The following is a 22976-nucleotide window of genomic DNA, read 5'->3' on the forward strand; positions in this document are numbered from 1 at the left end:
AGCGAGTCTCCTCTTCTATGCCAGTTATAACTGTTACCCATGTATCCGGTCTAAAGTGTCACCCATGTTTCCGGTTCATACCCTGCGCTTACCCGGCCTACACTTCCCAATTCATTGTAGGCCCGTGCAAGCGTAGCGCCGCCGGGCGAAACATACACCATGCACTTTGTCAGCAGTTTATAGCGCCGTAAAGTGAGAAAAACATGACAGTTATCGTAAGACCTTTACACGCAGATGATTACTCCCAGTGGCGACCGCTATGGGACGGGTATACCCATTTTTATGACTGCTTTCTTGATGAATCGGTTACCGCATCGACATGGGAAAGGGCGCTCTCAGCGCATTCACCGATGTTCTGCCGCGTAGTAGAGAAAGACGAAAAGATCATTGGTTTCGCGATGTGCATTCTCCACGAAGGCACCTGGTCAACGGCCCCCGTTTGCTACCTGGAAGATCTTTTTGTCGATGCCACTGAACGCGGTGCGGGGGCCGGGAAGGCGCTCATTGATGCCCTGATAGCGGAAGGCAAGCGCGAAGGGTGGTCGAAACTGTATTGGGTGACCCGGGAGAACAACCCGGCGCGTAAACTCTATGACAAATACGGTGAAGCAGACGATTACGTACGTTACCGCCTCTCGCTGTAAGCCTGAATCACCTGTGTTTGTATCACACTGTATCTGCGTACCGGATACATACACAGGATTGCAATAACCCCCCTTTCGCACATATCCGCTATACAAACGCGTGTTGTTATATCCCCGTCAACTGTTCTTAACCGGAGATACCAACATGTTCAGCAAACTCGCGTATTCAACCCTGGCGTTAACCGTTTCTCTTGGCACCGTCATGTCCTGTCAGGCCGAAGTCACCGGCAAAGATGTTGCCGCAGCCTTCGATCACCCTCAGCAAATTAACGCTGGCGATCTGAATATCGGCTATGTCGATATCGGACCAAAAGAGGGACAGCCGGTGATTTTGTTACATGGCTGGCCCTACGATATTCACAGCTATGCCGAAGTTGCACCCGCGCTGGCGGCAAAAGGCTACCGGGTCATTGTGCCTTCGCTGCGCGGCTACGGCACCACGCGCTTCCTGTCAGCAAGCACGCCGCGTAACGGCCAGCCTTCGGCCATGGCTAAAGATATCGTTAACCTGATGGATGCCCTCAACATTAAGCAGGCTGTTTTTGCGGGATATGACTGGGGCGCCCGTACGGCGGATATTGTCGCGGCGCTGTGGCCTGAACGCGTCAAATCCCTTGTTTCGGTAAGTGGCTATCTCATCAGCAGCCAGCAGATTGGTAAACAGCCGTTGCCGCCAAAAGCAGAGCAGCAGTGGTGGTATCAGTTCTATTTCGCAACAGAACGCGGTGCCGAAGGCTATGCCAAAAACACCCATGACTTCGCCCGTCTGATCTGGTCTCAGGCCTCACCAGACTGGAAGTTTTCCGATGCGACCTTTAACGCCAGCGCAAAATCCCTGGATAACCCCGATCACGTCGCGGTTACGCTCAGCAACTATCGCTGGCGTTTAGGGCTTGAAAAAGGCGAGCGTAAATACGACAGCTACGAGCAGAAGCTGGCGACATTGCCAAATATCACCGTTCCGACAATCACCATCGAAGGCGGCAACAACGGGGCGCCACATCCTGCGCCGCAAGCCTATGCCGGTAAATTCACCGGTAAATATGAACACCGCACCTTTGGGGCCACCGTGGGGCACAACCCGCCGCAGGAGGATCCGCAGGATTTCGTCAAGGCGGTTATCGACGCGGATAAGCTGTGATATGTGCTATTTTCAATACGTTACCCCTCAGTCAGGAGATCCCGGTGGAGCATATTGATCATATTCTTGTCGTCGATGACGACAGGGATATTCGTGAATTGATTGTCGACTATCTCGTCAAGTCGGGCTATCGCGCGTCTGGCGCGGCGAACGGCAAAGAGATGCGGGCCGTGCTAGATAAACAGCATGTCGATCTGGTGGTGCTGGACGTGATGATGCCAGGCGATGACGGATTAACGCTCTGCCGGGGACTGCGCAGCGGTAAACATAAAGATCTGCCGATCCTGATGCTGACCGCGCGCAACGAAGAGACAGACCGGATCCTGGGGCTGGAAATGGGGGCCGATGACTATGTCGTGAAGCCCTTTGTTGCGCGCGAACTGCTGGCGCGTATCAAAGCCATTTTGCGCCGTTTTCGCACCATGCCACCCAATCTGCAGGTGACCGAGGCCGGGCGCCTGGTGATGTTCGGCGACTGGCAACTGGACACCGTTGCCCGTCACCTGATCGACAGCGAAGGGATGATTGTGGCACTCAGCGGGGCGGAATACCGACTTCTGCGCGTGTTCCTAGACCATCCTCAGCGTGTGCTGAGCCGCGATCAGTTGCTTAACCTGACCCAGGGGCGAGATGCTGAACTCTTTGAGCGCTCGATTGACCTTCTGGTCAGTCGGGTTCGTCAGCGACTGAATGAAGATGCCCGCACGCCGGCCTACATCAAGACCGTTCGCAGCGAAGGGTACGTTTTTACCATGCCGGTGATCATCAAAGAGGCCAATGAATGAGGCTCTGGCCACGCTCGTTACTGACGCGACTGCTGATCATCGTGATGCTGGGGCTCCTGCTGGCCAACGCGCTCAGCCTCACGCTGGTCATGCTTGAGCGGATGCGCAGCGCCCGCACGGTGATGCTCGGCAACCTGGAATATGACGTTTCCACCAGTGTGGCCATCCTCGACCGGCTTCCCGCAAAGGAGCGTCCAGCCTGGCTGGAACGACTGGCGCGGGGGAACTATCGCTACATTCTGGGCACCGGTGAACCGGGGCCTGCACCGCATGACAAACGCTCGCAGGATGCCATCCGCACCCTGACAGAGGCGCTGTCGGCAACCTGGCCACTGACGTTTACTGCCGTGCCGGGGCCGGTTTCCCATATTCAGGCCCACCTTACGCTGAGCGATGGTTCGCCGCTAACCATTGACCTTATCCCCCGAATGCCTCCGGTCGCCAGTTGGCTGCCTGTAGTGCTTGTGTTGCAGCTGCTGCTTCTGGCGTTCTGCTCATGGATTGCCGTGCGCCAGGTTATTCGACCCTTTTCTCAGTTTACCCGGGCGGTGGATTCCCTTGACCCGGCAGCAAGCTCGCCGATGACCGAGACAGGGCCAGTCGAGGTGCAACGGGCCGCACACGCCTTTAATGCGATGCAGGCGCGTATCCAGTCTTACCTGCGAGAGCGCGCGCAGATCCTGGCTTCCGTATCGCACGACCTTCAGACCCCGATAACGCGCATGAAGTTACGCGTCGAAATGGCGGACCAGCCGGAACTGCGGGACAAGTTGCTCAACGACCTGGACAATATGACGCGCCTGGTGCGGGAAGGAATAGCGTATGCCCGGTCATCAGAATCTCTGGAAGAGACCTCGCTCAAGCTTGAATTGAATGCCTGGATAAACAGCATCGCCAGCGATTACCAGGACATCGGGAAAAACGTGCAGCTTCAGGCAATCGATGCCCGTCTGCCCGTGGTCACGCGTCCGCAGGCGCTACGCCGGGTGATGACCAATCTGCTGGATAATGCGCTGAAATTTGGCGACTACGCCGTCATTACGATTCATTCAGATGCCCATCATGTCACGATCGCCATTCGCGATGGCGGACCGGGGATACCGGACGCCGAACTGGAGGCGGTATTGCAGCCGTTTTATCGGGTGGAAACCTCACGAAACCGCGACACTGGGGGCACCGGATTAGGGCTGGCGATCGCCGCCCAGTTGACTGCGCAGTTAGGCGGGAAATTGCATCTGGCGAACCACGCCGAGGGTGGGCTGGACGTTTCGATTACGCTGCCGCGCGGGTAATTGTACGGTTTTGTATCGGACAGCCTTCATGATACGCGCGCAGACAATTCGCGCTGATTTGCACACATCCTGAACATATCAACACGGTGAAATAACCTCACTGCAGCTTCGCAGGGCATCTGTAATGTGAGGTCACTATGTTTCTGATAATCGCTTTTCTGGGCGGGATGATAAGCCTGCTCAGCCCATGCACACTCCCGGTTATTCCACTGCTGTTTGCCGGGTTCCAGGGGCAACGACGGCATATTCTGGCGTTGCTCGCGGGGATGATTGTAATGTTCACCCTCGTGGCACTGGTGGCTACCGCCGCCAGCAACTGGATCGCCCAGGCGACGATAGCAGGGCGCTGGGTCGCACTGGTTGTACTGGCGATAGCCGCGCTGGCACTCATCTTCCCGACATTCGCCCAGCGTATTGCCGGACCGGCCGTCAGCGCAGGTAATCTTCTCAACACACGCAGCGGACAGACGCGCGGTACTCTCTCCGCATTTCTGGCAGGGCTGGCCGTCGGGTTGCTCTGGTCGCCGTGCGCCGGACCGATTCTGGGTGCCATCTTCAGCCTGAATATTGCCGGTCACTCCGCCATTGCCACGGGGGCACTGCTGGCCGCTTACGGCAGCGGATGCGCGCTGATGCTGGGGCTGCTGGTTATCGGTGGTCGCGCGCTGATGGCACCCCTGCGCGCCAGATCGGCATTGATGGAAAGGTTACGCAAGGGGGCGGGCGTGGTCATGTTAGCGACCGTTGCGTTTAACGCCACCGGGATGACGTCCGTTCTGAAAGGCGCTAACGGGGTCGCAGACCGTCTGGAAAATTCGCTCCTGACGCTGGCGAAACCCGCAACGGCACCGGTGAAGCTTCAGCCGGTGGTGATGACCGAACCCAGCAGCCAGTTACCCTCCTTAAGCGGCGGAACAGGATGGGTTAATGGTGACCCTGTCACGTCTGACTCTCTGCGGGGGAAGGTAGTATTGATTGATTTCTGGACGTGGGACTGCATCAACTGTCAGCATACGCTCCCGCACGTTCGCGACTGGGCCAAAAAGTACCAGGCGCAGGGTCTGGTGGTGATAGGTGTGCATACGCCGGAATACCCGTGGGAAAAACCGCTCGCCTCGGTACAAAAAGCGGTGACGAAATGGCAGCTCCCGTATCGGGTGGTCACGGATAATAACTATAAGATCTGGAACGCCTTCGGGAATCAGTACTGGCCCGCACACTACTATTTCGATGCCAAAGGGCAACTGCGCTACACCTCCTTTGGCGAAGGCAATTATGACCAGCAGGAAAAAGTCATTCAGCAGTTGCTGAAAGAGGCCCGCTCCTGAGCCGACTTATGGCTGACGTTGCGCAACGATAAACAAGCGTGGAAATGCCAGCAGTATCTGCCCGTTTTCCTGAAGCGGATACTGCTCTTCCAGCAGTTCATGGTAGCGTTGCAGGAACTGCTTCTGCTCGCTTTCGTTCAACTCCTGTAACCACGGACGCAGCCCCGTGGCGCTGACCCAGTCAATAATCGCCTGATGCGATCCCATTTTATGGAAGTAGGTCGTGCGCCAGATATCCACGTCGCAGCCTGCCTCCGTCAGAATATCGTAATACGCATGGACACCGGGCAGAGGTTCACGACCACGATCCGGATAACCTTGTTCAACAGCCACTTCACGCATCGAAACGTGTGTCGGTTCAAGCCAGTTATCCGGCATCTGGATCGCCAGCACGCCGTTTAGCTTCAGCAGCGAAACCAGATGCGGCAGGAGATCGTAATGGTCAGGGATCCACTGTAGCGAGGCATTCGCATAAATCAGGCCCAGCGGCTGGCCTGGCTTGTACTGCCGGATATCGGCCTCAACAAAGTGGCAATCGGGCAACGCCTGGCGCGCCTCTTCGAGCATCGCCGGTGAGTTATCAACACCAGTGATGTGGGCGGAAGGCCAGCGATGCTTCAACAGCGCGGTGCTGTTTCCCGGTCCGCAGCCTAAATCAACGATGGTGGACACCTCATCCAGTGGAATTCTGGCGAGCAGTTCAGCAGCAGGGCGCGTGCGTTCGGCACCGTATTGCAGATAAAGCGAAGGGTTCCAGTCGGCCATTTTTGCCTCTCCGTGTTGAATTCATCAGCAAGAATAGCACAGGCAGAGACCCGCACTGGGGCAGGTCTCAACCGACGCAGTGACTACAGAACGCCTTTCAGCGCGATATGGTAAAGCAGCATGATCGTTTTGCCGTCGACAATCCTGCCGGTATCAATACCGCGCAAGGCCTCATCCAGCGGCATTTCCAGCACGTCGATATCTTCTCCCTCTGACTTGATGCCGCCGCCCGCGCTGGCCCGATCCTGCGGGTGATACTCTGCGATATAAAAATAGAGTTTTTCCGTGACGGAGCCTGGGCTCATGTAGGCTTCAAAGACTTTCTCAACACGGGAGACACGATATCCGGTCTCTTCTTCCGCTTCCGCCTTGATGCGGCTTTCGGGATCCATGTTATCCAGCAGCCCGGCAGCGGCCTCGATAAGGTCGTCCTCATGGCCATTGATAAAGACCGGAAAGCGGAACTGGCGCGTCAGGATCACCGTTCTTTTATCACGGTTATAGAGCAGTATCGTGGCCCCGTTTCCCCGGTCATACACTTCGCGGCTTTGCCGCTGCCATTCGCCGTCGCGTCGCTGCAGCTCAAAGGTGTACTTTTTCAGGATGTACCAGTTATCCGACAGGGTTTCATTTTCAATGATGCGCACATCTGCACGTTTCGATTGCACGTTTGCTGCTCCTTACGTAGAGTGATCGTCATAAACAGCATTATCATGCACATTCAAGGTAAAACGTGCAATATCAGGAATCCACAATGCTCACCAGTCAGCGAAAACAATTAATCCTCGAGAAGCTTGCCGCTGAAGGCCAGGTCCAGTCTAAAGCGCTCAGCGCACATTTCGCGGTGTCAGAAGACACCATTCGTCGTGATCTCCGCGAACTGGCGGCGGAAGGGCGTTTGCAGCGTGTCCATGGCGGTGCGCTGCCGGCCTCGTCGGCTACTGTGCCGTTTGCCGAGCGTAAATCGGTGAAGATGGACGCGAAAAAAAATGTGGCCCGCAAAGGCGCAAAGCTCATTTCCCCTGGGCAGGTGGTGATTGTCGACGGCGGCACAACTACGTCGGAACTGATCGCGTATTTACCGGCGGATTTACGCATTACCGTGGTCACACACAGCCCGAGCATTGCCCTTGGGCTCGTCGAGCATCCTTCGATTGAAGTGATCCTGATCGGAGGACGTCTGTACAAACACTCCATCGTGACGGTAGGCGCAGCGGCCATTGAAGGCATCGACAATATCCATGCGGATCTGTTCTTCATGGGGGTTACCGGCATCCATCCAGAAGCGGGGCTTACCACCGGCGACTTCGAAGAGGCGTGCATCAAACGTGCATTTTCCTGCAGGGCCGCCGAGACAGTGGTCCTGGCATCGCCAGAAAAAATTAACACCGCGTCATCGTTTGTGATTGGCGAACTATCGCTGGCCAATACGATTGTCGTGGAAGATGATACCGATCGCGCCTGGATTAGCGCGGTAAGGGAGAAGGGCGTCTCCGTGGTGACGACCTCAGATCCAGAATAACCCTTGAACCTGCCTGTGATCAGCAGGCAGGTTCAGGCGCGTCCTCAGGCCTGAGGGATGCTTTCTAATGAGGTGTAAACGTTCAGCCCGAGCTTACGGGCAACCTCGATATCCATATCAGCTCCCTTAGACGCACCGGCAATACGATAAATCGCGTCGCATTTCCCAATAAGCCGGTGTGCAACGGGATAGAGCATCGCTTCACTGATTTCATCCCCAATGGACGTTGAACCAGCGGCCTTTGCCAGCGGTAGCGCAAGCCATTCACCAATCACCGGAACGTGGCCACGCTGGTATACGGCTAATGCTGCGTTTTCCAGACGGGCAAGGTTTTCATCCATTTTGGCCTGGTCGCCATCAGTCCCGCTGCGCCAGGGGCCCGCGATTAAAATCAACTGTTGTGTCATACATACCTCGTTGCGTGATGGTGCATGAACTTGCACGTTAATAATTGAAGTATCGGTTTTCAGCTCTGAAACGTATCTTAATAGGCAATATCATGCAAATACAAGCAGTATCATGCATAGTAGTGATGTTGCATAAGCGCGACGCTGGTCTATGCTCAACATGCAGAGACTCGCCATTCTCTGGGGCAATTGAAAAATAACAATAAGTTGCGTTTCAGGGGGTGGAAATGAATAAGGTCCTGCTCGCATTATTATCCTGCGTGCTTTCGGTCATCTCATTTACTGGCATCGCCGCCGAGCCACGCCAGGAGCCTACTGAGCAGGAGCGGGCCCGAACCGTTTATATTTTTCATCAACCGATTGTGATGTTGCAGGCCAAATTTGGTCTCACGACGCCTGAAGAACGCGTGTTACGTATTCGCCATACCCTGCGCAATTTTACGCAGCAGGACGTACGTGAGCCGCTGAAAATTGTTCCCGTCACCCGTTACAACCAGCAGGGAAGGCTGATTGTCATGAACAATAAGCCTGTTTTATTGCTTACGCAGGCGGACCTGGATGAGGGGGACGATTTGACTCTCGACCAGGCCGCTCAGCGCGTGCTGGCGCGGATGGAGGCGCAACGTACGGCGCTTCGCGATCAATATGACACCGGCTGGCTGGCGCTCTCCGCCGGGAAAACGGTCGTCGGGCTGCTGGTTCTGTCTCTTTTCTGGTACGGGGCGTGGCGGTCGTGGCGCTGGGTTCGCAATGTCTGCCGTCGCCGCATTCTTGAAAACCGCAGCGTCATCCCGCAGAGCTGGCGTAAGTTTGTCGGCGCAATTGAGGCTCGTTTGTATGCTTTGCTGATGATTTTACTGGGCATTCTCGGATTGTATCTCTGGCTGAGTTGGGCGTTCAGCTTGTTCCCCTGGACACGCGTCTGGGGTGCATCGTTAGGCGACTGGACCATGCGCGTTCTGCGGGATATTGCGCTGTCGATTGTCTCAGCCATGCCGGGAATTATGATTGTCCTGATCATCTTTGTGATTACCGCCTTTATTCTGAAGCTCCTGAAGGTGTTGTTAAATCAGGTGGAAGCAGGGCGCCTGCAGCTGCCGGGCATTCATCCTGAAACCGTGGGAGCTACGCGTAAACTGATTTCTGTCGTGGTGTGGTTATTTGCCCTCTCTGCGGCCTATCCGTTTTTACCGGGAGCGAATTCGCTGGCGTTTAAAGGCATTAGCGTCTTCTTTGGCCTGATGCTTACCCTGGGTTCGGCAGGCGTGATGAACCATGCGATGAGCGGACTGGTACTGATCTACTCACGAGCGTTGAGGAAAGGAGATGTTATACGGGTGGCGGATAACGAAGGGCTGGTCACGGAGATAGGCATGCTGGCGACCAAGATCATCACCCGCGAGAACTATGTTGTGACCGTACCCAATGCGGTGGTGGTGAGCGGAAAAATCACCAATCTGAGCGTACAGAATCCTGACGGTGGCGTGAACCTGACGATTGGCGTGACGATTGGCTATGACACGCCGTGGCGACAGGTTCATGCCATGCTGGAGATGGCGGCGAGACGGTCGAAATGTGTTGACCCTTCGCAGCAGCCCCTGGTGCGTCAGCTGGGGCTGATGGACTGGTACATTGCCTATGAGCTGCAGGTAAAATTGCAGCCCGGACAGTCACTTGCCGAAGCCCGCAATGAGCTCCACAGTAACATTCAGGACGTTTTCAACGAGTTCAACGTGCAGATTATGTCGCCAAACTTCGTGATGCAGCCGGAAGGTGCGGTCGTCGTCGCGGAAGAAAACTGGTTCGCAGCACCGGCAGAGAAACCCGCACAAAAGCCATCATGAATCAGTCCGGTGCATGACAGACCGCCTCGATATTATGGCCGTCAGGCGGCGAACATCATCCTTTTGTGCAATCCTGTCCAATGCCGAAACGGACAAATGGCATATTCAAAATGTCAGGGTTCGAACTGCTGAAATACACCATTCCCGTACGGTTATCCATCGGCTTGTATTTTTTCAGCATCTCCAGTTCGATACCGGTACTCATAAATGATTTGCCGTTTTTATCAAACAGGAAGAAACACATTTTATTGTCTTTGCCTGGCTCAATACTTTTATCAGACGCGTTATTCAGTGTCACCTTGTAGCTAACCATGTACTGCGCTTCGCCAGTTGTGCTATCCCATTGACTTCCCTGGGATTGCTTTTCAGCAAAAAGAGTAATACCGCCCTGAGACGCTTTCTGAACTGCCAGGGCAGTTCCGGCTGCAGAAACCGCTAAAGTAAGACATACTGCTTTAATTAAGTTACAACGCATTTTTCCTTCCTCCTGTTAAAATACAGAGCCGCTAAATGGCGGACCGTTTCCGCCCAACAAATGTCCAACGCAGGTAGTCATAAAGCCAGTTAAAGAGCATCGTGTATGGCAGAAAAAACAGTACCAGACCGACCTCGACAAAAAATGCCTCAGTGACTGTTAAATTCAGCATTACCATCGCGACAGGAATTAATGTAATGATAAGTCCTGTTTCAAAGCAGACAGCATGGATTGCACGCACGAGAAATGTTCGTTGAAACGCATATTTTTTCTGCAAGGCGTCAAAGAATTTATTAAACACAAAATTCCATGCCGTGGCGGCAAGTGCAGATATCACGGACAACGAACCCGACTGAAGCACCGACACGTTCATCAGCCACGCAAGTGACAGCGCAATGATGACGTTGGCCGTCACTTCGAAAAGAACAGCATGCAAAACGCGTTCTTTAAAACTTTTATCCAGTTCAATTTCCATTTACTTAGTACGGCTTTTTAAAAAAACTGAAGTATATCAGACGTGCTTCAACTTTCTTTAAACGTGAAGGTCAGAATGGCTGTCAGGCCCCGGTTATTCGGAGCCTGGCACTATGTTCTGAGAAAAAGATGTAAAATCAACCCGATTACCGCACATGCGGCAATTACATGTGTGACTTTATATTTGAACCGGAATAGTGCGATAGCGGCAGCAAGTGCAACGACCGCTGCTATCCAGTCCATTTTGCCATCAAAACCCTGTGGCCAGAGCACGTGGTAGCCAAAAAAGAGTGCCAGATTCAGGATCACGCCAACCACCGCTGCGGTAATTGCCGTGAGTGGCGCGGTGAAATTAATATTGTTGTGCGTCGTTTCAATAAAAGGCCCACCGGCGAGGATAAATAGAAACGATGGCAGAAACGTAAACCAGGTCGCCAGCACGGCCGCTACAGCGCCTGCCAGGAAAAGCTGATCCGGTCCATACGCCATATTCACATAGCCACCAACAAATCCCACAAATGCCACAACCATGATAAGCGGCCCCGGCGTGGTTTCGCCCAGTGCCAGACCATCAATCATCTGCGTTGGCGTGAGCCACTGATAATGACCAACCGCGCCCTGGTAGATATAAGGCAGTACCGCATAGGCACCCCCAAAGGTCAGCAGCGCCGCCTTGGTAAAGAACCAGCCCATCTGGGTAAACGGGTGCATCCAGCCAAGGCTCAGATAGAGCATCGCCATTGGCGTTGCCCATAAAAAAACACCGGCAATGATAATCAGGGTAAAGCGTGACCATTTGAAAACCGTATGCGGAGCCGCTGGCGTATGGTCATCAATAATGGCAGCACCGTAGTATTTTCGGCTGGCGTCATGGGCGTTACCCTGACCAAAATGGTCGGAGAAAAGGCGCCCACCCACATAACCCATCATTGCGGCTGACAGGACAATAACGGGAAAAGGGACATTGAGGGCGAAAATGGCGACAAACGCGGCGGCAGCGATTGCCCACTGCGTGCGGTTACGCAGCGCTCGCGAACCGATACGGTGTGCAGCCTGCACAACAATAGCCGTAATTGCCGGTTTTATGCCGTAAAAGAGACCGGTAACGACAGACAAATGGCCATACGCCACGTAAATCCACGACAGGGCAATAAGGATAAAAAGGGAAGGGAGCACAAACAGTGTCCCGGCAACCACGCCGCCCCAGGTGCGGTGCATCAGCCAGCCAATATAGGTCGCCAGTTGTTGCGCCTCCGGGCCCGGAAGCACCATACAATAATTCAGTGCATGCAAAAAACGCTGTTCGGATATCCAGCGTCGGTTTTCAACCAGCTCCTGATGCATTATCGAAATCTGTCCGGCCGGCCCGCCAAAGCTGATGAATCCCAGCTTCAGCCAGAATAAAAAGGCTTCACGGAAACTGACATGCGGAGGTGGAATGCCCGGTTCTTCGTCGACCGGAGGCAGATTGCTGTTCATGAGTATCTGAACCTGTTTTTGAATTCTGCTGAGAGAAGGATCCGCTAAGCTTATGCCATATTTATGAAAGTTGAGTGATGATGGCTGAATCAGCAAATTCGATATATGTTGCAGAGATGTGAATTATTCTGTAGGTTTATCGCTTTCGGAGACAGGAAATGCCCGTCACTGATTCACTTCTTGCTTATATCCTCGCTGCAACTCTTCTGACCTTAACGCCGGGTCTTGATACCGCGCTAGTCCTACGTACCGCAACAGTTGAAGGTGGTCGCAAAGCTTTCCACGCAGCAATGTGTTTTCACGGCTATCAACAACTAAGGGGAATGACGGCCATGAAAACCTGGATTCGTCCTGATTCAACCTTGGTGCGCATAATGTATATTATGTTAAATACGATAAATCCTTAAATCATATCCTGTGCCTCAGCCTCTGCTCTCACATCATAATCAGTCAATGATGTCGGAAGGCTTTTCAAACTCTGGCGACCAGTAACCTCCACTTCCATGGTACGTTTCTGCCCCCAGGACGAACTGGGTACCGCAAAAGTTGCATGCAAAGTGGTAATCGACGATGTCACCCCATATCATCTTTTCAGCGCACTCACTGAAGCTGTACTGATTCCAGTCTTCCTTTGTCAGGACTTCTGACAACATCCCTTCGTTGATTGCGTTTCTGGCAATACGAATTGCTTTTCGTAACTGATCGGGCGTCCGGATAACGTACTTAACACAGAGTTCACGGCAGTGCTCGCAGTTCATATGGCTGAACCTCTTTCGCATGACGGGCTGATGACGTTTATGTCATTATATTCAAATGATTAAAGCACTATATCGTCGACTAAACCACTGTAACGACCTGGCGGTAAGAATCAGCAAGGCCAATACTGCACAACTGCAACAGTTAAAAGCGGAACTGGCCGAACTGATCGGGACACCCACGGGATGCTATACCATGGGCATTCCAGCTGTTCTCAGTACCCTTGGGGTGATCGTCAGTTTTGGGATACCGCAGCTGTGGTTAGGTTACAAAGTCAGCGCCGCCCTCGGGCAGCCTGAAGAAAGCGTATTTATATGGGTGGTTTTGATCGCCCTGCTGTTCTCAGGCATTAATGGCATGACGATGTTTCTGATTGGCAAAGGCCTCATGCGTGCCGTGCAGATGCATCTTACGCTGGCGGTTATAAGCCTTGTGTTAACGACAGTCTATCTGCTGACTGCGCTAAGCGGTGCGAGTGTTCCGGGCGTCAGTCTCATCGCGGCGCTGATAAGCATCTCTATGCTGCTGCTCAACGGTTACTGCATCCACTCTACTTCTTTCTATAAGATGCTGCTCTTTACCCTGCACAATCGTGCCTTGCGTAAACTTTTGCACCAGACTCGTAAAACGTAAAACCCCGCCATCTCTGGCGGAGTCTGTTTATTGCTTTTTATACCTGCGCAACCAGATAAGCTTATACGCCGCCGGAATGATAAACAGCGACAGCAGCGGCGCTGTTATCATCCCGCCAATCATCGGCGCGGCGATCCGACTCATAACTTCTGACCCCGTGCCGGTTCCCCAGAGTATGGGCAGCAGACCCGCAATAATAACCGCCACCGTCATCGCCTTGGGTCGGACACGCAGAACCGCGCCATGGTACAGGGCTTCATCCAACGCTTGTGCGGTGAATGTCTCCCGTCGGGATAAGGCCGGGTTCGCTTCGATGGCATGACGCAGATACATCAGCATCACCACGCCAAACTCGGCGGCCACCCCGGCCAGGGCAATAAACCCGGTGCCGGTGGCGACAGACATATGGAAGCCCTGCCAGTACAGGAACCAGATCCCCCCGACAAGGGCGAACGGCAGACTCATCAGGATCAGCAAGGCTTCATCAACGCGGCGGAATGCCAGATACAGCAGAATGAAAATAATCATCACCGTCATCGGCACCATCAGCTTCAGTTTCTTATTGGCATGTTCCAGCAGCTCAAACTGACCGGAGAACGACACGCTGGTTCCCGGTCTCAGCTTCACGTTCTGGCTGATGGCCGTCTTAAGGTCATTGACCACCGACACCATATCCCTGCCGCGGGCATCAATATAGATCCAGCTGGTTGGTCGGGCATTTTCCGTTTTAAGCATCGTCGGGCCGGAAACGACACGTATGTCCGCCACATCCCCCAGCGTGATTTGCTGCTTCATCGGGGTCAGGATCGGCATCTCTTTCAGTGCCTGCGGGCTGTTCCGGTAGTCCTGGGGATAACGGATATTGATCGGGTACCGGGCCACGCCCTCGACCGTTTCCCCTACCGTCTCGCCACCAATGGCGGAGGAGACAAACAGCTGCACATCCCCCACCGTCATACCGTAGCGGGACGCTTTTTCGCGATTGATATCCACATCAATGTAGCGCCCGCCTTCCAGTCGCTCTGCGAGCGCAGACACCACGCCGGGTACGGTTTTGGCGACCGCTTCAATGCTCTGCGCCGTGGCGTCGATATCCGCCAGAACGGTGCCTGACACCTTGATACCGATTGGGCTTTTAATCCCGGTAGAAAGCATGTCGATGCGGTTACGGATCGGCGGCACCCAGAGGTTAGCCAGACCCGGCAGACGGACGGTTTTATCGAGTTCTTCAATAATCTTGTCAATCGTCATCCCGGGTCGCCACTGATCCTCGGGTTTCAGTTGAATGGTGGTTTCCACCATTTCAAGCGGTGCGGGGTCCGTTGCAGTCTCTGCCTTACCGGTCTTGCCAAACACAGACGCCACTTCAGGAACGGTTTTGATGAGCTTGTCCGTGGTCTGCAACAGCGCAGCCGCTTCAGCCGGAGAAACGCCCGGCAGTGTTGATGGCATATACAGCAGATCGCCTTCGTTGATCTTCGGCAGAAACTCGCCGCCCATCTGACTCAGCGGCCAGATAACCGTGAAGATCGACAAAGCCGCCACCAGCAGGGTTGTTTTTGGCCAGTGAAGCACCCGCAGCAGCAGCGGATGATAGGCTTTAATCAGCAGCCGGTTCAGCGGGTTACTGCTCTCGGCAGGAATTTTCCCCCGGATCCAGAAGCCCATCAGAATGGGAATGACGATAATGGCCAGCGCGGCTGCGCCTGCCATGGCGTACGTTTTGGTAAAGGCAAGCGGACCAAACAGACGCCCTTCCTGACCTTCGAGGGTAAAAATAGGGATGAACGATAAGGTGATGATCAGCAGGCTAATAAACAGCGCGGGGCCTACTTCAACGGAGGCGTTGGTGATCACCTTCCAGCGGGTCGCGTTATCAATCTGCTCGCCAGGGTGCTGATGGCCCCACTCTTCCAGCCGTTTATGTGCGTTTTCAATCATCACGATGGCGGCATCCACCATCGCCCCCACGGCAATGGCGATCCCGCCCAGGGACATAATATTGGCGTTCAGCCCCTGGAAATGCATGACGATAAAGGCAATACACAGGCCTAGCGGCAGAGAGATAATCGCCACCAGCGCAGACCGCACATGCCAGAGAAACAGCGCGCAGACGATGGCCACCACAATAAACTCTTCCAGCAGTTTATAACTCAGGTTATCAATGGCCCGGTCAATCAGCTGGCTGCGATCGTACGTGGTAACAATCTCAACACCTTCCGGCAGGCTGGCCTTCAGCGTCTCCAGTTTATCTTTTACCGCGGTAATCACTTCACGTGCGTTTTTACCCGAACGCAGGATCACCACGCCGCCCGCGACCTCTCCCTGGCCGTTAAGCTCGGCGATCCCGCGCCGCATTTCAGGCCCGGTTTGTACGCGAGCAACATCACGCAGATAAACCGGTACTCCGTTCTCGCCGGTTTTCAGGACGATGTTATTGAAATCATCAATGGTCTGAAGATAACCGCTGGCCCGGACCATATACTCTGCTTCCGCCATTTCGACCGATGAGCCCCCTGCTTCCTGATTAGAGGATCCCAAGGCCTGCTTCACGTCAGCCAGACTGATGCCGTATTGCGCCAGTTTCAGCGGATTGACCTGGATCTGATACTGCTTTACCACCCCGCCGACCGAGGCCACTTCCGCCACGTTCGGGATCGTTTTCAGCTCAAATTTCAGGAACCAGTCCTGCAAGGAACGCAGTTCGGACAGGTCGTGTTTACCGCTGCGATCCACCAGCGCATATTCAAAGATCCAGCCCACGCCCGTAGCGTCTGGCCCAATTTCCGAACTGACGCCAGCAGGCAGTTTCCCTTGGACCTGATTGAGATATTCCAGAACGCGCGAGCGGGCCCAGTAGAGATCGGTTCCGTCTTCAAAAATAACGTACACATAGGAATCACCAAACTGTGAAAACCCACGCACGGTCTTCGCACCCGGCACCGACAGCATGGTCGTGGTGAGCGGATACGTCACCTGGTTTTCGACAATTTGCGGTGCCTGGCCGGGGTAGCTCGTTTTAATAATCACCTGAACATCAGACAGATCGGGTAAGGCATCTACCGGCGTATTGATAATAGTCCATGTTCCCCAGACGCTAAGAAACAGCGCCCCCATCATCACCAGGAAACGGTTGGCGACAGCGCGCCGGATAATCCATGCAATCATCGTCGTCTCCTCAATGGCCTGAATGACTCTTTTCAGGCTGACGCATACGCTCCAGCGCACCGGTAATATTGGCTTCGGAATCAATCATGAACAGACCGCTAACCACCACCGACTCCCCTTCGTTCAGGCCGGATCCTACGGCGGACTGCTGCTGGGATTCGTGCAGAACGTGGATCTGCTTCGGCACAAACCGCCCTTCCGCATCAACGGTGATGACCCGCTGTTCTTTACCCGTATCGATAACGGCCTGGGAGGGGATCAACAGCATCTCCTGGCTTTGGGTGTTCAGCTTCAGATATGCATTCATGCCCGGCTTAAGCCGTTCGTCTTTGTTGGAAACCTGCAAGCGAACCTGCAGCGTACGGGTGGCAGGATCGACGCTTGGCAAAATGTTCCATTTTTCAACGTGAAACGATGTATCCGGGTACGCCGGGACCGAAATGTCAAACTGCGAGGAGTCTTTCAGCAGATACGCGATGGATTCAGGTATGGCCGCGCTGATCCACACCGGATCCATCCCCTGAATCTGTGCCACAACCTTATCTTTCGAAATATTCATCCCGGTACGCAGGTCAAAGCCGGTGATCACCCCGTCAATGGGGGCTTTGATGGTAAACCGGGTCTGGACCGTGCGGGTCGAGCGTAACCTTTGAATATCCGCTTCCGGCATGCCTGCCAGACGAAGCCGTTCAAGCACCCCTTTCAGCTGCGTGGGCGTGCCACCGGTGCCGGACAACAGGAGGAACTCACTTTGCGCTTCCACCCACTCCGGAATAGTAATGTCGATGAGCGGCGTGCCTTTCTTCACACGATCGCCTGTCGTCAGGGGATACACTTTCTCCACAAAGCCTTCGGATCGTGCCTGCACAATCACAAACTGATATTCGTTATAACTGACGTTGGCCGGGATGGTCTGGGCATAATTCAGCGTGCCGCGGGTCACTTTTTGCATTTTTAATCCCAGGTTCTGAACCTGCGTCGGATCTATACGGATACCGGCACCGTTTTTATCGTCATTCTCATCCGCGTATTTCGGCACCAGATCCATATCCATAAACGGCGATTTACCGGGTTTATCGAATTTAACGTCGGGCTTCATCGGGTCATACCAGAAAAGCACCTTTCGTTCCGGCGGGGTATTTTCTGTTTTTTCGGCAGCATAAATATACTGCCACGCCGTCACTGCAATCAGCCCTCCCGCAAAAAGGCTGCCGATTATCATTGCAGCATATTTAACCTTTAACGATGCCATGCCGTTTCTCGCTATTTAATGCTTTTGAGTAAAGAGATATTGCCCTGCTGCACAAAAGAAAATTTCACACGGTTGCCGACTTTTACGGCCTTAATACTTTCGTCTGCGTCAGTAAAGGTGAAACGCATGGTCATGGCGGGCCAGCCAATTTCCGGGATGGCTTCATGAGCGATCGTTACCTTTTTGTTTGTGGGATCAATGTCCTTCACGATGCCAGTCCCGGAGACAACCTGCTCTGTGGCCCCTTCGCTGGTAGCACTCATCTCTGCATGCTGATGAACCTCGGCCTGCAGGCCGGCAGAAAACATCATGGAGATCGCACCGAATACAACGGCCTTCATTGAATTACGCATATTATTTTCCTGTTGAGTTAATTATGGTTATTCGACCCAACCGCCGCCCAGTGCGGTGAAGAGATTAATTTCATTAACCTGTCGGGCATAAATAAGGTCGAGAATGTTCTGCTGCGTGGAAAACAGCGCGCGTTCCGCGTCTAATACTTCGATATAACTGACCGCACCGCGGGTATATAACCCTCTGGCACGCTGCAGGGTGATGTTTAGCGAATCAAGATACCGCTGTTGCGCAGCAAGCTGCTGGCTGAGGCTGTCCCGCAGCGCGAGCGCGTCGGCGACCTGTTTAAAGGCGGACTGAATTTTTTGTTCGTAATTTACAACCGACTGCTGCTGGCGAATTTCGGCCAGCTTCAGGTTGGCTTTATTCCTGCCCGCATTAAAAATGGGAATGTCTATTTTGGGAATAAAATTCCACATGCCGCTGCCGGACGTGAAGAGGCCAGATAATTCCGTGCTGCCCGTTGAAAGCCCGCTGGTCAGGGAGATGGACGGGAAAAAGGCAGCGCGCGCCGCGCCAATATTCGCATCGGCCGCTTTAAGCTGATACTCCGCCTCCATAATATCCGGGCGCTGCAGCAATATTGCCGATGAAAGATGGGGTGGTAGTTGTACCGGCACAATATCGCTGGCGTTCATTCCGCCGTCGCCCGGTAGCGCGCGATACGTTCCGAGGACCAGTTGCAGGGCATTATTGGCCTGTGCCAGCTCCCCCTCTCTTTTGGCAATTTCTGCCCGGGTACTTTCGATCTGCCCCCGGGCCTGCTCCAGCGCCAGCACGTTCGTGCTTCCCGTCACCAGCTGTTGCTCAACGAAGGCGTAAGACTGCTGATAATTTGACAGCGTATCCCGCGCGATACGCAGCTGTTTGTAGGCCAGCTGCTGGTTGAAATAGCTCTGGGACACATTAGCGACAAGCAAAATATGCACGGCACGACGGGCTTCTTCGCTGGCGAAAAAGTTTTGTCGGTCAGCATCGCTCATGTTCTTTAGCTTGCCAAAAAAGTCGAGTTCGTAGCTAAGCGCAAGTCCCGCGTCGTACTGCTGTGAGGTGGGTTTGTCACTCTTTAGCCCCCCGCTGTAAGTGATGCCCGAGGAGGCGTTCAGCTGAGGATAACGATCCGCATCCGTCACGTTGAACTGCGCCCGGGCCTCTTCAACCTTCAGCGCGGCCATTTTTATATCGCGGTTGTTCTTCAGGGCCTCTGTAATCAATCCCGCGATTTGCGGATCGACGAAGAAGTTGCGCCAGCCGGTGTCCTGATACATGCCCTCCACAGGCGTCAGGCTATTACGCGACAGCGAAAACTGCTGGGGTACCGGTGACGTCGGGCGCTGGTATTCAGGGGCCAGCGAGACGCATCCTGTCAGGATAAATACCGTAGTGATGCTTAGTCGTTTTAGCAGGAACATAGCGGTTCAGATGAATTCCAGAGTATTTTTAGGGCTACTCTACTGAACGCGTCCTGTTTGACGGGTGACAGGATAATGACAATGTTGTCATTTATGGCGTAAGTCATTGTTAACGGTCGCGGGTGCAATAGAATGTGCTGAGCAGCCAGTCGGGGAAGCGTGATGAAAATATTGATTGTTGAAGACGAAATTAAAACCGGTGAGTACCTCAGCAAAGGGCTTACGGAAGCGGGCTTTGTGGTGGATCGCGCTGACAACGGCCTGACCGGCTACCATCTCGCCATGACCGCCGATTATGACCTGCTCATTCTGGATATCATGCTTCCTGATGTGAACGGCTGGGATATCATCCGCATGCTCCGCTCTGCCGGAAAGGGAATGCCGGTCCTGTTGCTGTCGGCTCTCGGCACCATTGAACACCGGGTGAAAGGCCTGGATCTGGGGGCGGATGATTACCTGGTTAAGCCCTTTGCCTTTGCTGAGCTGCTCGCCCGGGTCAGAACGCTGTTACGACGCGGCAATACGGTGATCGCCGAGAGCCAGTTTACGGTGGCAGATCTGAGCATCGACCTCGTATCAAGGAAGGTAAACCGCGCCGGAAACCGCATTCTGCTCACCAGCAAGGAGTTCAGCCTGCTGGAGTTTTTTGTTCGCCATCAGGGTGAAGTGCTGCCCCGCTCGCTGATTGCCGCGCAGGTCTGGGATATGAATTTCGACAGCGACACCAACGCGATTGACGTCGCGGTGAAGCGGTTACGCGCCAAAATCGATAACGATTATGAACCGAAGCTGATCCAGACGGTACGCGGCGTGGGCTATATGCTGGAGGTTCCGGATGCAGAGTAAGCCCGTCAGACGCCCCTTCTCCCTGGCTCTGCGCCTGACGTTCTTTATCAGCCTCTCCACCATTCTGGCTTTTTTCGCGTTTACCTGGTTTATGCTCCACTCCGTTGAAAAGCACTTTGCCGAGCAGGATATCAGTGATTTGCAACAAATCAGCCGCGCCATGCACCGCATACTGCAGTCACCCGCGGATCCGGATGAAAAGAAAATCAGCAAAATAAAAGAGTCGCTGGCCAGCTATCGCAACGTTGCCGTCCTGCTGCTCGATCCCCGTGGCAATGTGCTCTTCAGCTCACAGGGTGAGGCCATCCGGCCAGCGGTGAATACCGCGGATTTCAGCGCCCATCGCCGCACGCAGGATGTCTTTCTCTGGACGGTGGAGGATGCAGGCAAGGCGATGCACGCCGGGTCCGACATGAAGATGGAAACATACCGGATTATCGCCTCTTCCGGCACGGCGACATTGCAGGGAAAAGACCAACACTATGTCATGCTGATCGGCCTCTCCATTAATTTTCATCTTCACTACCTCGAGGCGCTGAAAAAGAACCTGATTGCCATCGCGATGGCGATCAGCCTGCTGATTATTCTGCTCATTCGCATCGCGGTACGTCAGGGACACCTGCCCCTGCGTAACGTCAGCAATGCGATAAAAAATATCACCTCAGAGAATCTGGATGCGAGGCTTGAGCCGTCGCGGGTGCCGGTTGAGCTGGAGCAGCTGGTGATCTCGTTTAACCACATGATTGAAAAAATTGAGGATGTCTTTACCCGTCAGGCAAATTTCTCTGCCGATATCGCCCATGAGATCAGAACCCCGATCACCAATCTGGTAACGCAAACGGAAATTGCGTTAAGCCAGAACCGCTCGCCGAAAGAGCTGGAGGATGTGCTGTACTCCAGCCTTGAAGAGTACAACCGGATGACCCGAATGGTCAGCGATATGCTGTTCCTGGCCCAGGCGGATAATAATCAGCTGATCCCTGACAGGGTAACCTTTGATTTGAGCGCGGAGGTGATGAAAGTCTTTGATTTCTTCGAAGCCTGGGCGGAAGAACGCCATATCACGCTGCGTTTTAACGGCACGCCCTGCCTGATAGACGGCGATCCGCAGATGTTCCGGAGAGCCATCAATAACCTGCTCTCCAATGCCCTGCGCTATACGCCGGACGGAGAAACGGTGACCGTGTCGGTAAGCGAAAAGGAAAATGCGTGCGAACTGATCGTTGCCAACCCCGGCAAGCCGATCCCTGAGGCGCATTTGCCCCGGCTGTTCGACCGCTTTTACCGGGTGGATCCGTCCAGACAGCGAAAAGGCGAAGGCAGCGGGATCGGCCTGGCGATTGTGAAATCCATCATCACCGCGCATCACGGCAACGTGCGTGTGGAATCCGATGCCGTGTCGACCCGTTTTATATTATCGGTGCAGCGACTGATGGCACACCGATAGCACCTTCTCTCTGAGCCACCGGTGGCCCGGATCCTGTTCCATCCGCGGGTGCCACATCTGCGATACGGTAATGGTCCGGGTGTTGAACGGCAGTTCAAAGATGTGCACATTCTCGCTCATCGGTTGATTGAGCAGATACAACGCCGGAACCATCGCAATCAGATCGGACGCCAGCGCAACGGATAACGCAGTCGGAAAACCGGGCACCACGCTGGCGATTTTGCGTTTCATCCCCCGCGCGGCCAGGGCATCATCAACAAAACCGTGTGATGAGCCATTTGGCGCGGTCACCACATGACCCCAGGCGACATAATCCTCAAGGCTGACTGTTGGCAGCGCCGCCAGTGGATGCCCTTTGCGCACCGCGCCTACAAAGCGGTCCTCAAAGAGCCGCTGCAGACGAATTTCGGGCCCCATGTTGCTCTGCACACCAATTTCCAGGTCAACCAGCCCCTCCCGCAGATAACGCGACGTTTTCTCCGGTTTCGGGGCAAAGCGGATGCAGACATCCGGCGCCGCTTCCGCAACGGCCGCAATCAGCAACGGGCCAAACGCCACCACAAAGCCATCATTGGCTCTGACGGTAAACACCCGTTCAAGATTTTCTGCCCGGAAGGTGTCCGTTGAAGGCTGCAGCACCGCCCTTGCCTCATGCAGCGCATGTCGGGCGCGATCCCGGGTGGCTTCGGCCCACGGAGTCAGCACCATCTGACGCCCGGCCCGCACCAGAATCGGATCGCCGGTGACCTCACGCAGTCTGCTCAGCGTGCGACTCATGGCTGAGGTGCTCAGGTTAAGACGCCGCGCCGCCCCCGCCACGCTGGCTTCAGCCAGCAGGATGTCGAGCGCGACAAGCAAGTTGAAATCAGGATCGGTCACAAAACCTCCTCATACAGGGCGTTTGATGCAACGTATAAGTGCAAATGCTGCGTCTTCCGCCCTGTATAACCCA

At 54.3% G+C, this 22976-nt stretch carries 21 protein-coding genes and 1 pseudogene; 11 read left to right on the forward strand and 11 right to left on the reverse strand.

The window, feature by feature from the left end; translation table 11 throughout:
- Positions 1 to 203: 203 nt before the first annotated feature.
- The 5 genes from AX755_RS09540 (at position 204) to AX755_RS09560 (ending at position 5190) form a co-directional block, all read left to right on the forward strand.
- Entirely contained in the window at positions 204 to 644 is a 441-nt protein-coding gene (locus AX755_RS09540) for a GNAT family N-acetyltransferase (protein ID WP_062856645.1), read from the forward strand.
- Positions 645 to 789: 145 nt separating this feature from the next.
- Positions 790 to 1785: an alpha/beta fold hydrolase gene (locus AX755_RS09545; RefSeq protein WP_013096598.1), complete on the forward strand. Its 996-nt coding sequence runs from the start codon at positions 790 to 792 to the stop codon at positions 1783 to 1785.
- Positions 1786 to 1829: 44 nt separating this feature from the next.
- On the forward strand, positions 1830 to 2570 hold the full coding sequence (locus AX755_RS09550) for a response regulator (RefSeq protein ID WP_020688639.1): 741 nt from the start codon (positions 1830 to 1832) through the stop codon (positions 2568 to 2570).
- Positions 2567 to 3862, forward strand: coding sequence for a sensor histidine kinase (locus tag AX755_RS09555; RefSeq protein WP_062856646.1), 1296 nt, complete (start codon positions 2567 to 2569; stop codon positions 3860 to 3862). Before AX755_RS09550 ends, AX755_RS09555 begins: the two co-directional genes overlap by 4 nt.
- 137 nt (positions 3863 to 3999) lie before the next feature.
- Complete coding sequence (locus AX755_RS09560) at positions 4000 to 5190, forward strand: cytochrome c biogenesis protein/redoxin (protein ID WP_038980702.1); 1191 nt, start codon at positions 4000 to 4002, stop codon at positions 5188 to 5190.
- A 6-nt stretch (positions 5191 to 5196) separates the two neighbouring features.
- On the opposite strand, the gene tam is transcribed toward AX755_RS09560, so the two are convergent.
- Complete coding sequence (tam, locus tag AX755_RS09565) at positions 5197 to 5955, reverse strand: trans-aconitate 2-methyltransferase (RefSeq protein ID WP_062856647.1); 759 nt, start codon at positions 5953 to 5955, stop codon at positions 5197 to 5199.
- An 83-nt stretch (positions 5956 to 6038) separates the two neighbouring features.
- Positions 6039 to 6623, reverse strand: coding sequence for an NUDIX domain-containing protein (locus AX755_RS09570; protein ID WP_020688643.1), 585 nt, complete (start codon positions 6621 to 6623; stop codon positions 6039 to 6041).
- 86 nt (positions 6624 to 6709) lie between these two features.
- Here AX755_RS09570 and AX755_RS09575 point away from each other — a divergent pair, with 86 nt between their 5' ends.
- On the forward strand, positions 6710 to 7477 hold the full coding sequence (locus AX755_RS09575; RefSeq protein ID WP_062856648.1) for a DeoR/GlpR family DNA-binding transcription regulator: 768 nt from the start codon (positions 6710 to 6712) through the stop codon (positions 7475 to 7477).
- A gap of 44 nt (positions 7478 to 7521) precedes the next feature.
- Here the strand turns inward: AX755_RS09575 and AX755_RS09580 are convergent, their stop codons facing one another.
- Positions 7522 to 7884, reverse strand: a complete 363-nt coding sequence (locus AX755_RS09580) for a DUF4406 domain-containing protein (RefSeq protein ID WP_023619585.1) — start codon at positions 7882 to 7884, stop codon at positions 7522 to 7524.
- A 227-nt stretch (positions 7885 to 8111) separates the two neighbouring features.
- On the opposite strand from AX755_RS09580, the gene AX755_RS09585 reads away from it, so the two are divergent.
- Positions 8112 to 9728, forward strand: a complete 1617-nt coding sequence (locus AX755_RS09585; RefSeq protein ID WP_062856649.1) for a mechanosensitive ion channel family protein — start codon at positions 8112 to 8114, stop codon at positions 9726 to 9728.
- Positions 9729 to 9783: 55 nt separating this feature from the next.
- On the opposite strand, the gene AX755_RS09590 is transcribed toward AX755_RS09585, so the two are convergent.
- The 3 genes from AX755_RS09590 to chrA form a co-directional block, all read right to left on the reverse strand.
- Entirely contained in the window at positions 9784 to 10203 is a 420-nt protein-coding gene (locus AX755_RS09590; RefSeq protein WP_062856650.1) for a DUF4354 family protein, read from the reverse strand.
- A 31-nt stretch (positions 10204 to 10234) separates the two neighbouring features.
- Positions 10235 to 10678 (reverse strand): PACE efflux transporter, encoded by a 444-nt coding sequence (locus tag AX755_RS09595; RefSeq protein ID WP_062856651.1) that lies wholly within the window; start codon positions 10676 to 10678, stop codon positions 10235 to 10237.
- A gap of 110 nt (positions 10679 to 10788) precedes the next feature.
- The gene (gene chrA, locus AX755_RS09600; protein ID WP_062856652.1) at positions 10789 to 12156 is read right to left on the reverse strand and encodes a chromate efflux transporter; all 1368 of its coding nucleotides are present in this window, start codon (positions 12154 to 12156) and stop codon (positions 10789 to 10791) included.
- Positions 12157 to 12314: 158 nt separating this feature from the next.
- On the opposite strand from chrA, the pseudogene AX755_RS24440 reads away from it, so the two are divergent.
- Positions 12315 to 12449 (forward strand): annotated as a pseudogene (locus AX755_RS24440) (LysE family translocator); the annotation flags it as partial.
- Between the two features lie 520 nt (positions 12450 to 12969).
- Entirely contained in the window at positions 12970 to 13545 is a 576-nt protein-coding gene (locus tag AX755_RS09615) for a hypothetical protein (RefSeq protein WP_062856655.1), read from the forward strand.
- A 27-nt stretch (positions 13546 to 13572) separates the two neighbouring features.
- Here AX755_RS09615 and silA read toward each other — a convergent pair whose 3' ends face one another.
- From silA to AX755_RS09635, 4 genes are read right to left on the reverse strand one after another with little or no spacing between them, the layout of a single operon-like run.
- A complete protein-coding gene (gene silA, locus AX755_RS09620) occupies positions 13573 to 16713 on the reverse strand; it encodes a Cu(+)/Ag(+) efflux RND transporter permease subunit SilA (protein ID WP_062856656.1) in 3141 nt (1046 codons plus the stop codon).
- A gap of 10 nt (positions 16714 to 16723) precedes the next feature.
- Positions 16724 to 17965 (reverse strand): efflux RND transporter periplasmic adaptor subunit, encoded by a 1242-nt coding sequence (locus tag AX755_RS09625; RefSeq protein WP_062856657.1) that lies wholly within the window; start codon positions 17963 to 17965, stop codon positions 16724 to 16726.
- A gap of 11 nt (positions 17966 to 17976) precedes the next feature.
- Positions 17977 to 18318 carry a cation efflux system protein CusF gene (cusF, locus tag AX755_RS09630; protein ID WP_062856658.1) on the reverse strand — a complete coding sequence of 114 codons (342 nt, stop codon included), beginning with the start codon at positions 18316 to 18318 and terminating at the stop codon, positions 17977 to 17979.
- Between the two features lie 27 nt (positions 18319 to 18345).
- A complete protein-coding gene (locus AX755_RS09635; RefSeq protein ID WP_061772154.1) occupies positions 18346 to 19731 on the reverse strand; it encodes an efflux transporter outer membrane subunit in 1386 nt (461 codons plus the stop codon).
- Positions 19732 to 19893: 162 nt separating this feature from the next.
- Here AX755_RS09635 and AX755_RS09640 point away from each other — a divergent pair, with 162 nt between their 5' ends.
- Positions 19894 to 20577 (forward strand): copper/silver response regulator transcription factor, encoded by a 684-nt coding sequence (locus tag AX755_RS09640; protein ID WP_062856659.1) that lies wholly within the window; start codon positions 19894 to 19896, stop codon positions 20575 to 20577.
- Entirely contained in the window at positions 20567 to 22024 is a 1458-nt protein-coding gene (locus AX755_RS09645; RefSeq protein ID WP_062856660.1) for a Cu(+)/Ag(+) sensor histidine kinase, read from the forward strand. Before AX755_RS09640 ends, AX755_RS09645 begins: the two co-directional genes overlap by 11 nt.
- Here AX755_RS09645 and AX755_RS09650 read toward each other — a convergent pair.
- Entirely contained in the window at positions 21992 to 22903 is a 912-nt protein-coding gene (locus AX755_RS09650) for a LysR family transcriptional regulator (protein WP_062856661.1), read from the reverse strand. The genes AX755_RS09645 and AX755_RS09650 overlap by 33 nt on opposite strands.
- Between the last annotated feature and the right edge of the window lie 73 nt (positions 22904 to 22976).

This window comes from Enterobacter sp. SENG-6, assembly GCF_001605945.1.
Classification (GTDB): domain Bacteria; phylum Pseudomonadota; class Gammaproteobacteria; order Enterobacterales; family Enterobacteriaceae; genus Enterobacter; species Enterobacter cloacae.

Coding starts and splice junctions, on each gene's coding strand:
- AX755_RS09540 (WP_062856645.1), top strand. CDS start 204: ATGACAGTTATCGTAAGACCTTTACACGCAGATGATTACTCCCAGTGG.
- AX755_RS09545 (WP_013096598.1), top strand. CDS start 790: ATGTTCAGCAAACTCGCGTATTCAACCCTGGCGTTAACCGTTTCTCTT.
- AX755_RS09555 (WP_062856646.1), top strand. CDS start 2,567: ATGAGGCTCTGGCCACGCTCGTTACTGACGCGACTGCTGATCATCGTG.
- AX755_RS09560 (WP_038980702.1), top strand. CDS start 4,000: ATGTTTCTGATAATCGCTTTTCTGGGCGGGATGATAAGCCTGCTCAGC.
- tam (WP_062856647.1), bottom strand. CDS start 5,955: ATGGCCGACTGGAACCCTTCGCTTTATCTGCAATACGGTGCCGAACGC.
- AX755_RS09575 (WP_062856648.1), top strand. CDS start 6,710: ATGCTCACCAGTCAGCGAAAACAATTAATCCTCGAGAAGCTTGCCGCT.
- AX755_RS09580 (WP_023619585.1), bottom strand. CDS start 7,884: ATGACACAACAGTTGATTTTAATCGCGGGCCCCTGGCGCAGCGGGACT.
- AX755_RS09585 (WP_062856649.1), top strand. CDS start 8,112: ATGAATAAGGTCCTGCTCGCATTATTATCCTGCGTGCTTTCGGTCATC.
- AX755_RS09590 (WP_062856650.1), bottom strand. CDS start 10,203: ATGCGTTGTAACTTAATTAAAGCAGTATGTCTTACTTTAGCGGTTTCT.
- AX755_RS09595 (WP_062856651.1), bottom strand. CDS start 10,678: ATGGAAATTGAACTGGATAAAAGTTTTAAAGAACGCGTTTTGCATGCT.
- chrA (WP_062856652.1), bottom strand. CDS start 12,156: ATGAACAGCAATCTGCCTCCGGTCGACGAAGAACCGGGCATTCCACCT.
- AX755_RS09615 (WP_062856655.1), top strand. CDS start 12,970: ATGATTAAAGCACTATATCGTCGACTAAACCACTGTAACGACCTGGCG.
- silA (WP_062856656.1), bottom strand. CDS start 16,713: ATGATTGCATGGATTATCCGGCGCGCTGTCGCCAACCGTTTCCTGGTG.
- AX755_RS09625 (WP_062856657.1), bottom strand. CDS start 17,965: ATGGCATCGTTAAAGGTTAAATATGCTGCAATGATAATCGGCAGCCTT.
- cusF (WP_062856658.1), bottom strand. CDS start 18,318: ATGCGTAATTCAATGAAGGCCGTTGTATTCGGTGCGATCTCCATGATG.
- AX755_RS09635 (WP_061772154.1), bottom strand. CDS start 19,731: ATGTTCCTGCTAAAACGACTAAGCATCACTACGGTATTTATCCTGACA.
- AX755_RS09640 (WP_062856659.1), top strand. CDS start 19,894: ATGAAAATATTGATTGTTGAAGACGAAATTAAAACCGGTGAGTACCTC.
- AX755_RS09645 (WP_062856660.1), top strand. CDS start 20,567: ATGCAGAGTAAGCCCGTCAGACGCCCCTTCTCCCTGGCTCTGCGCCTG.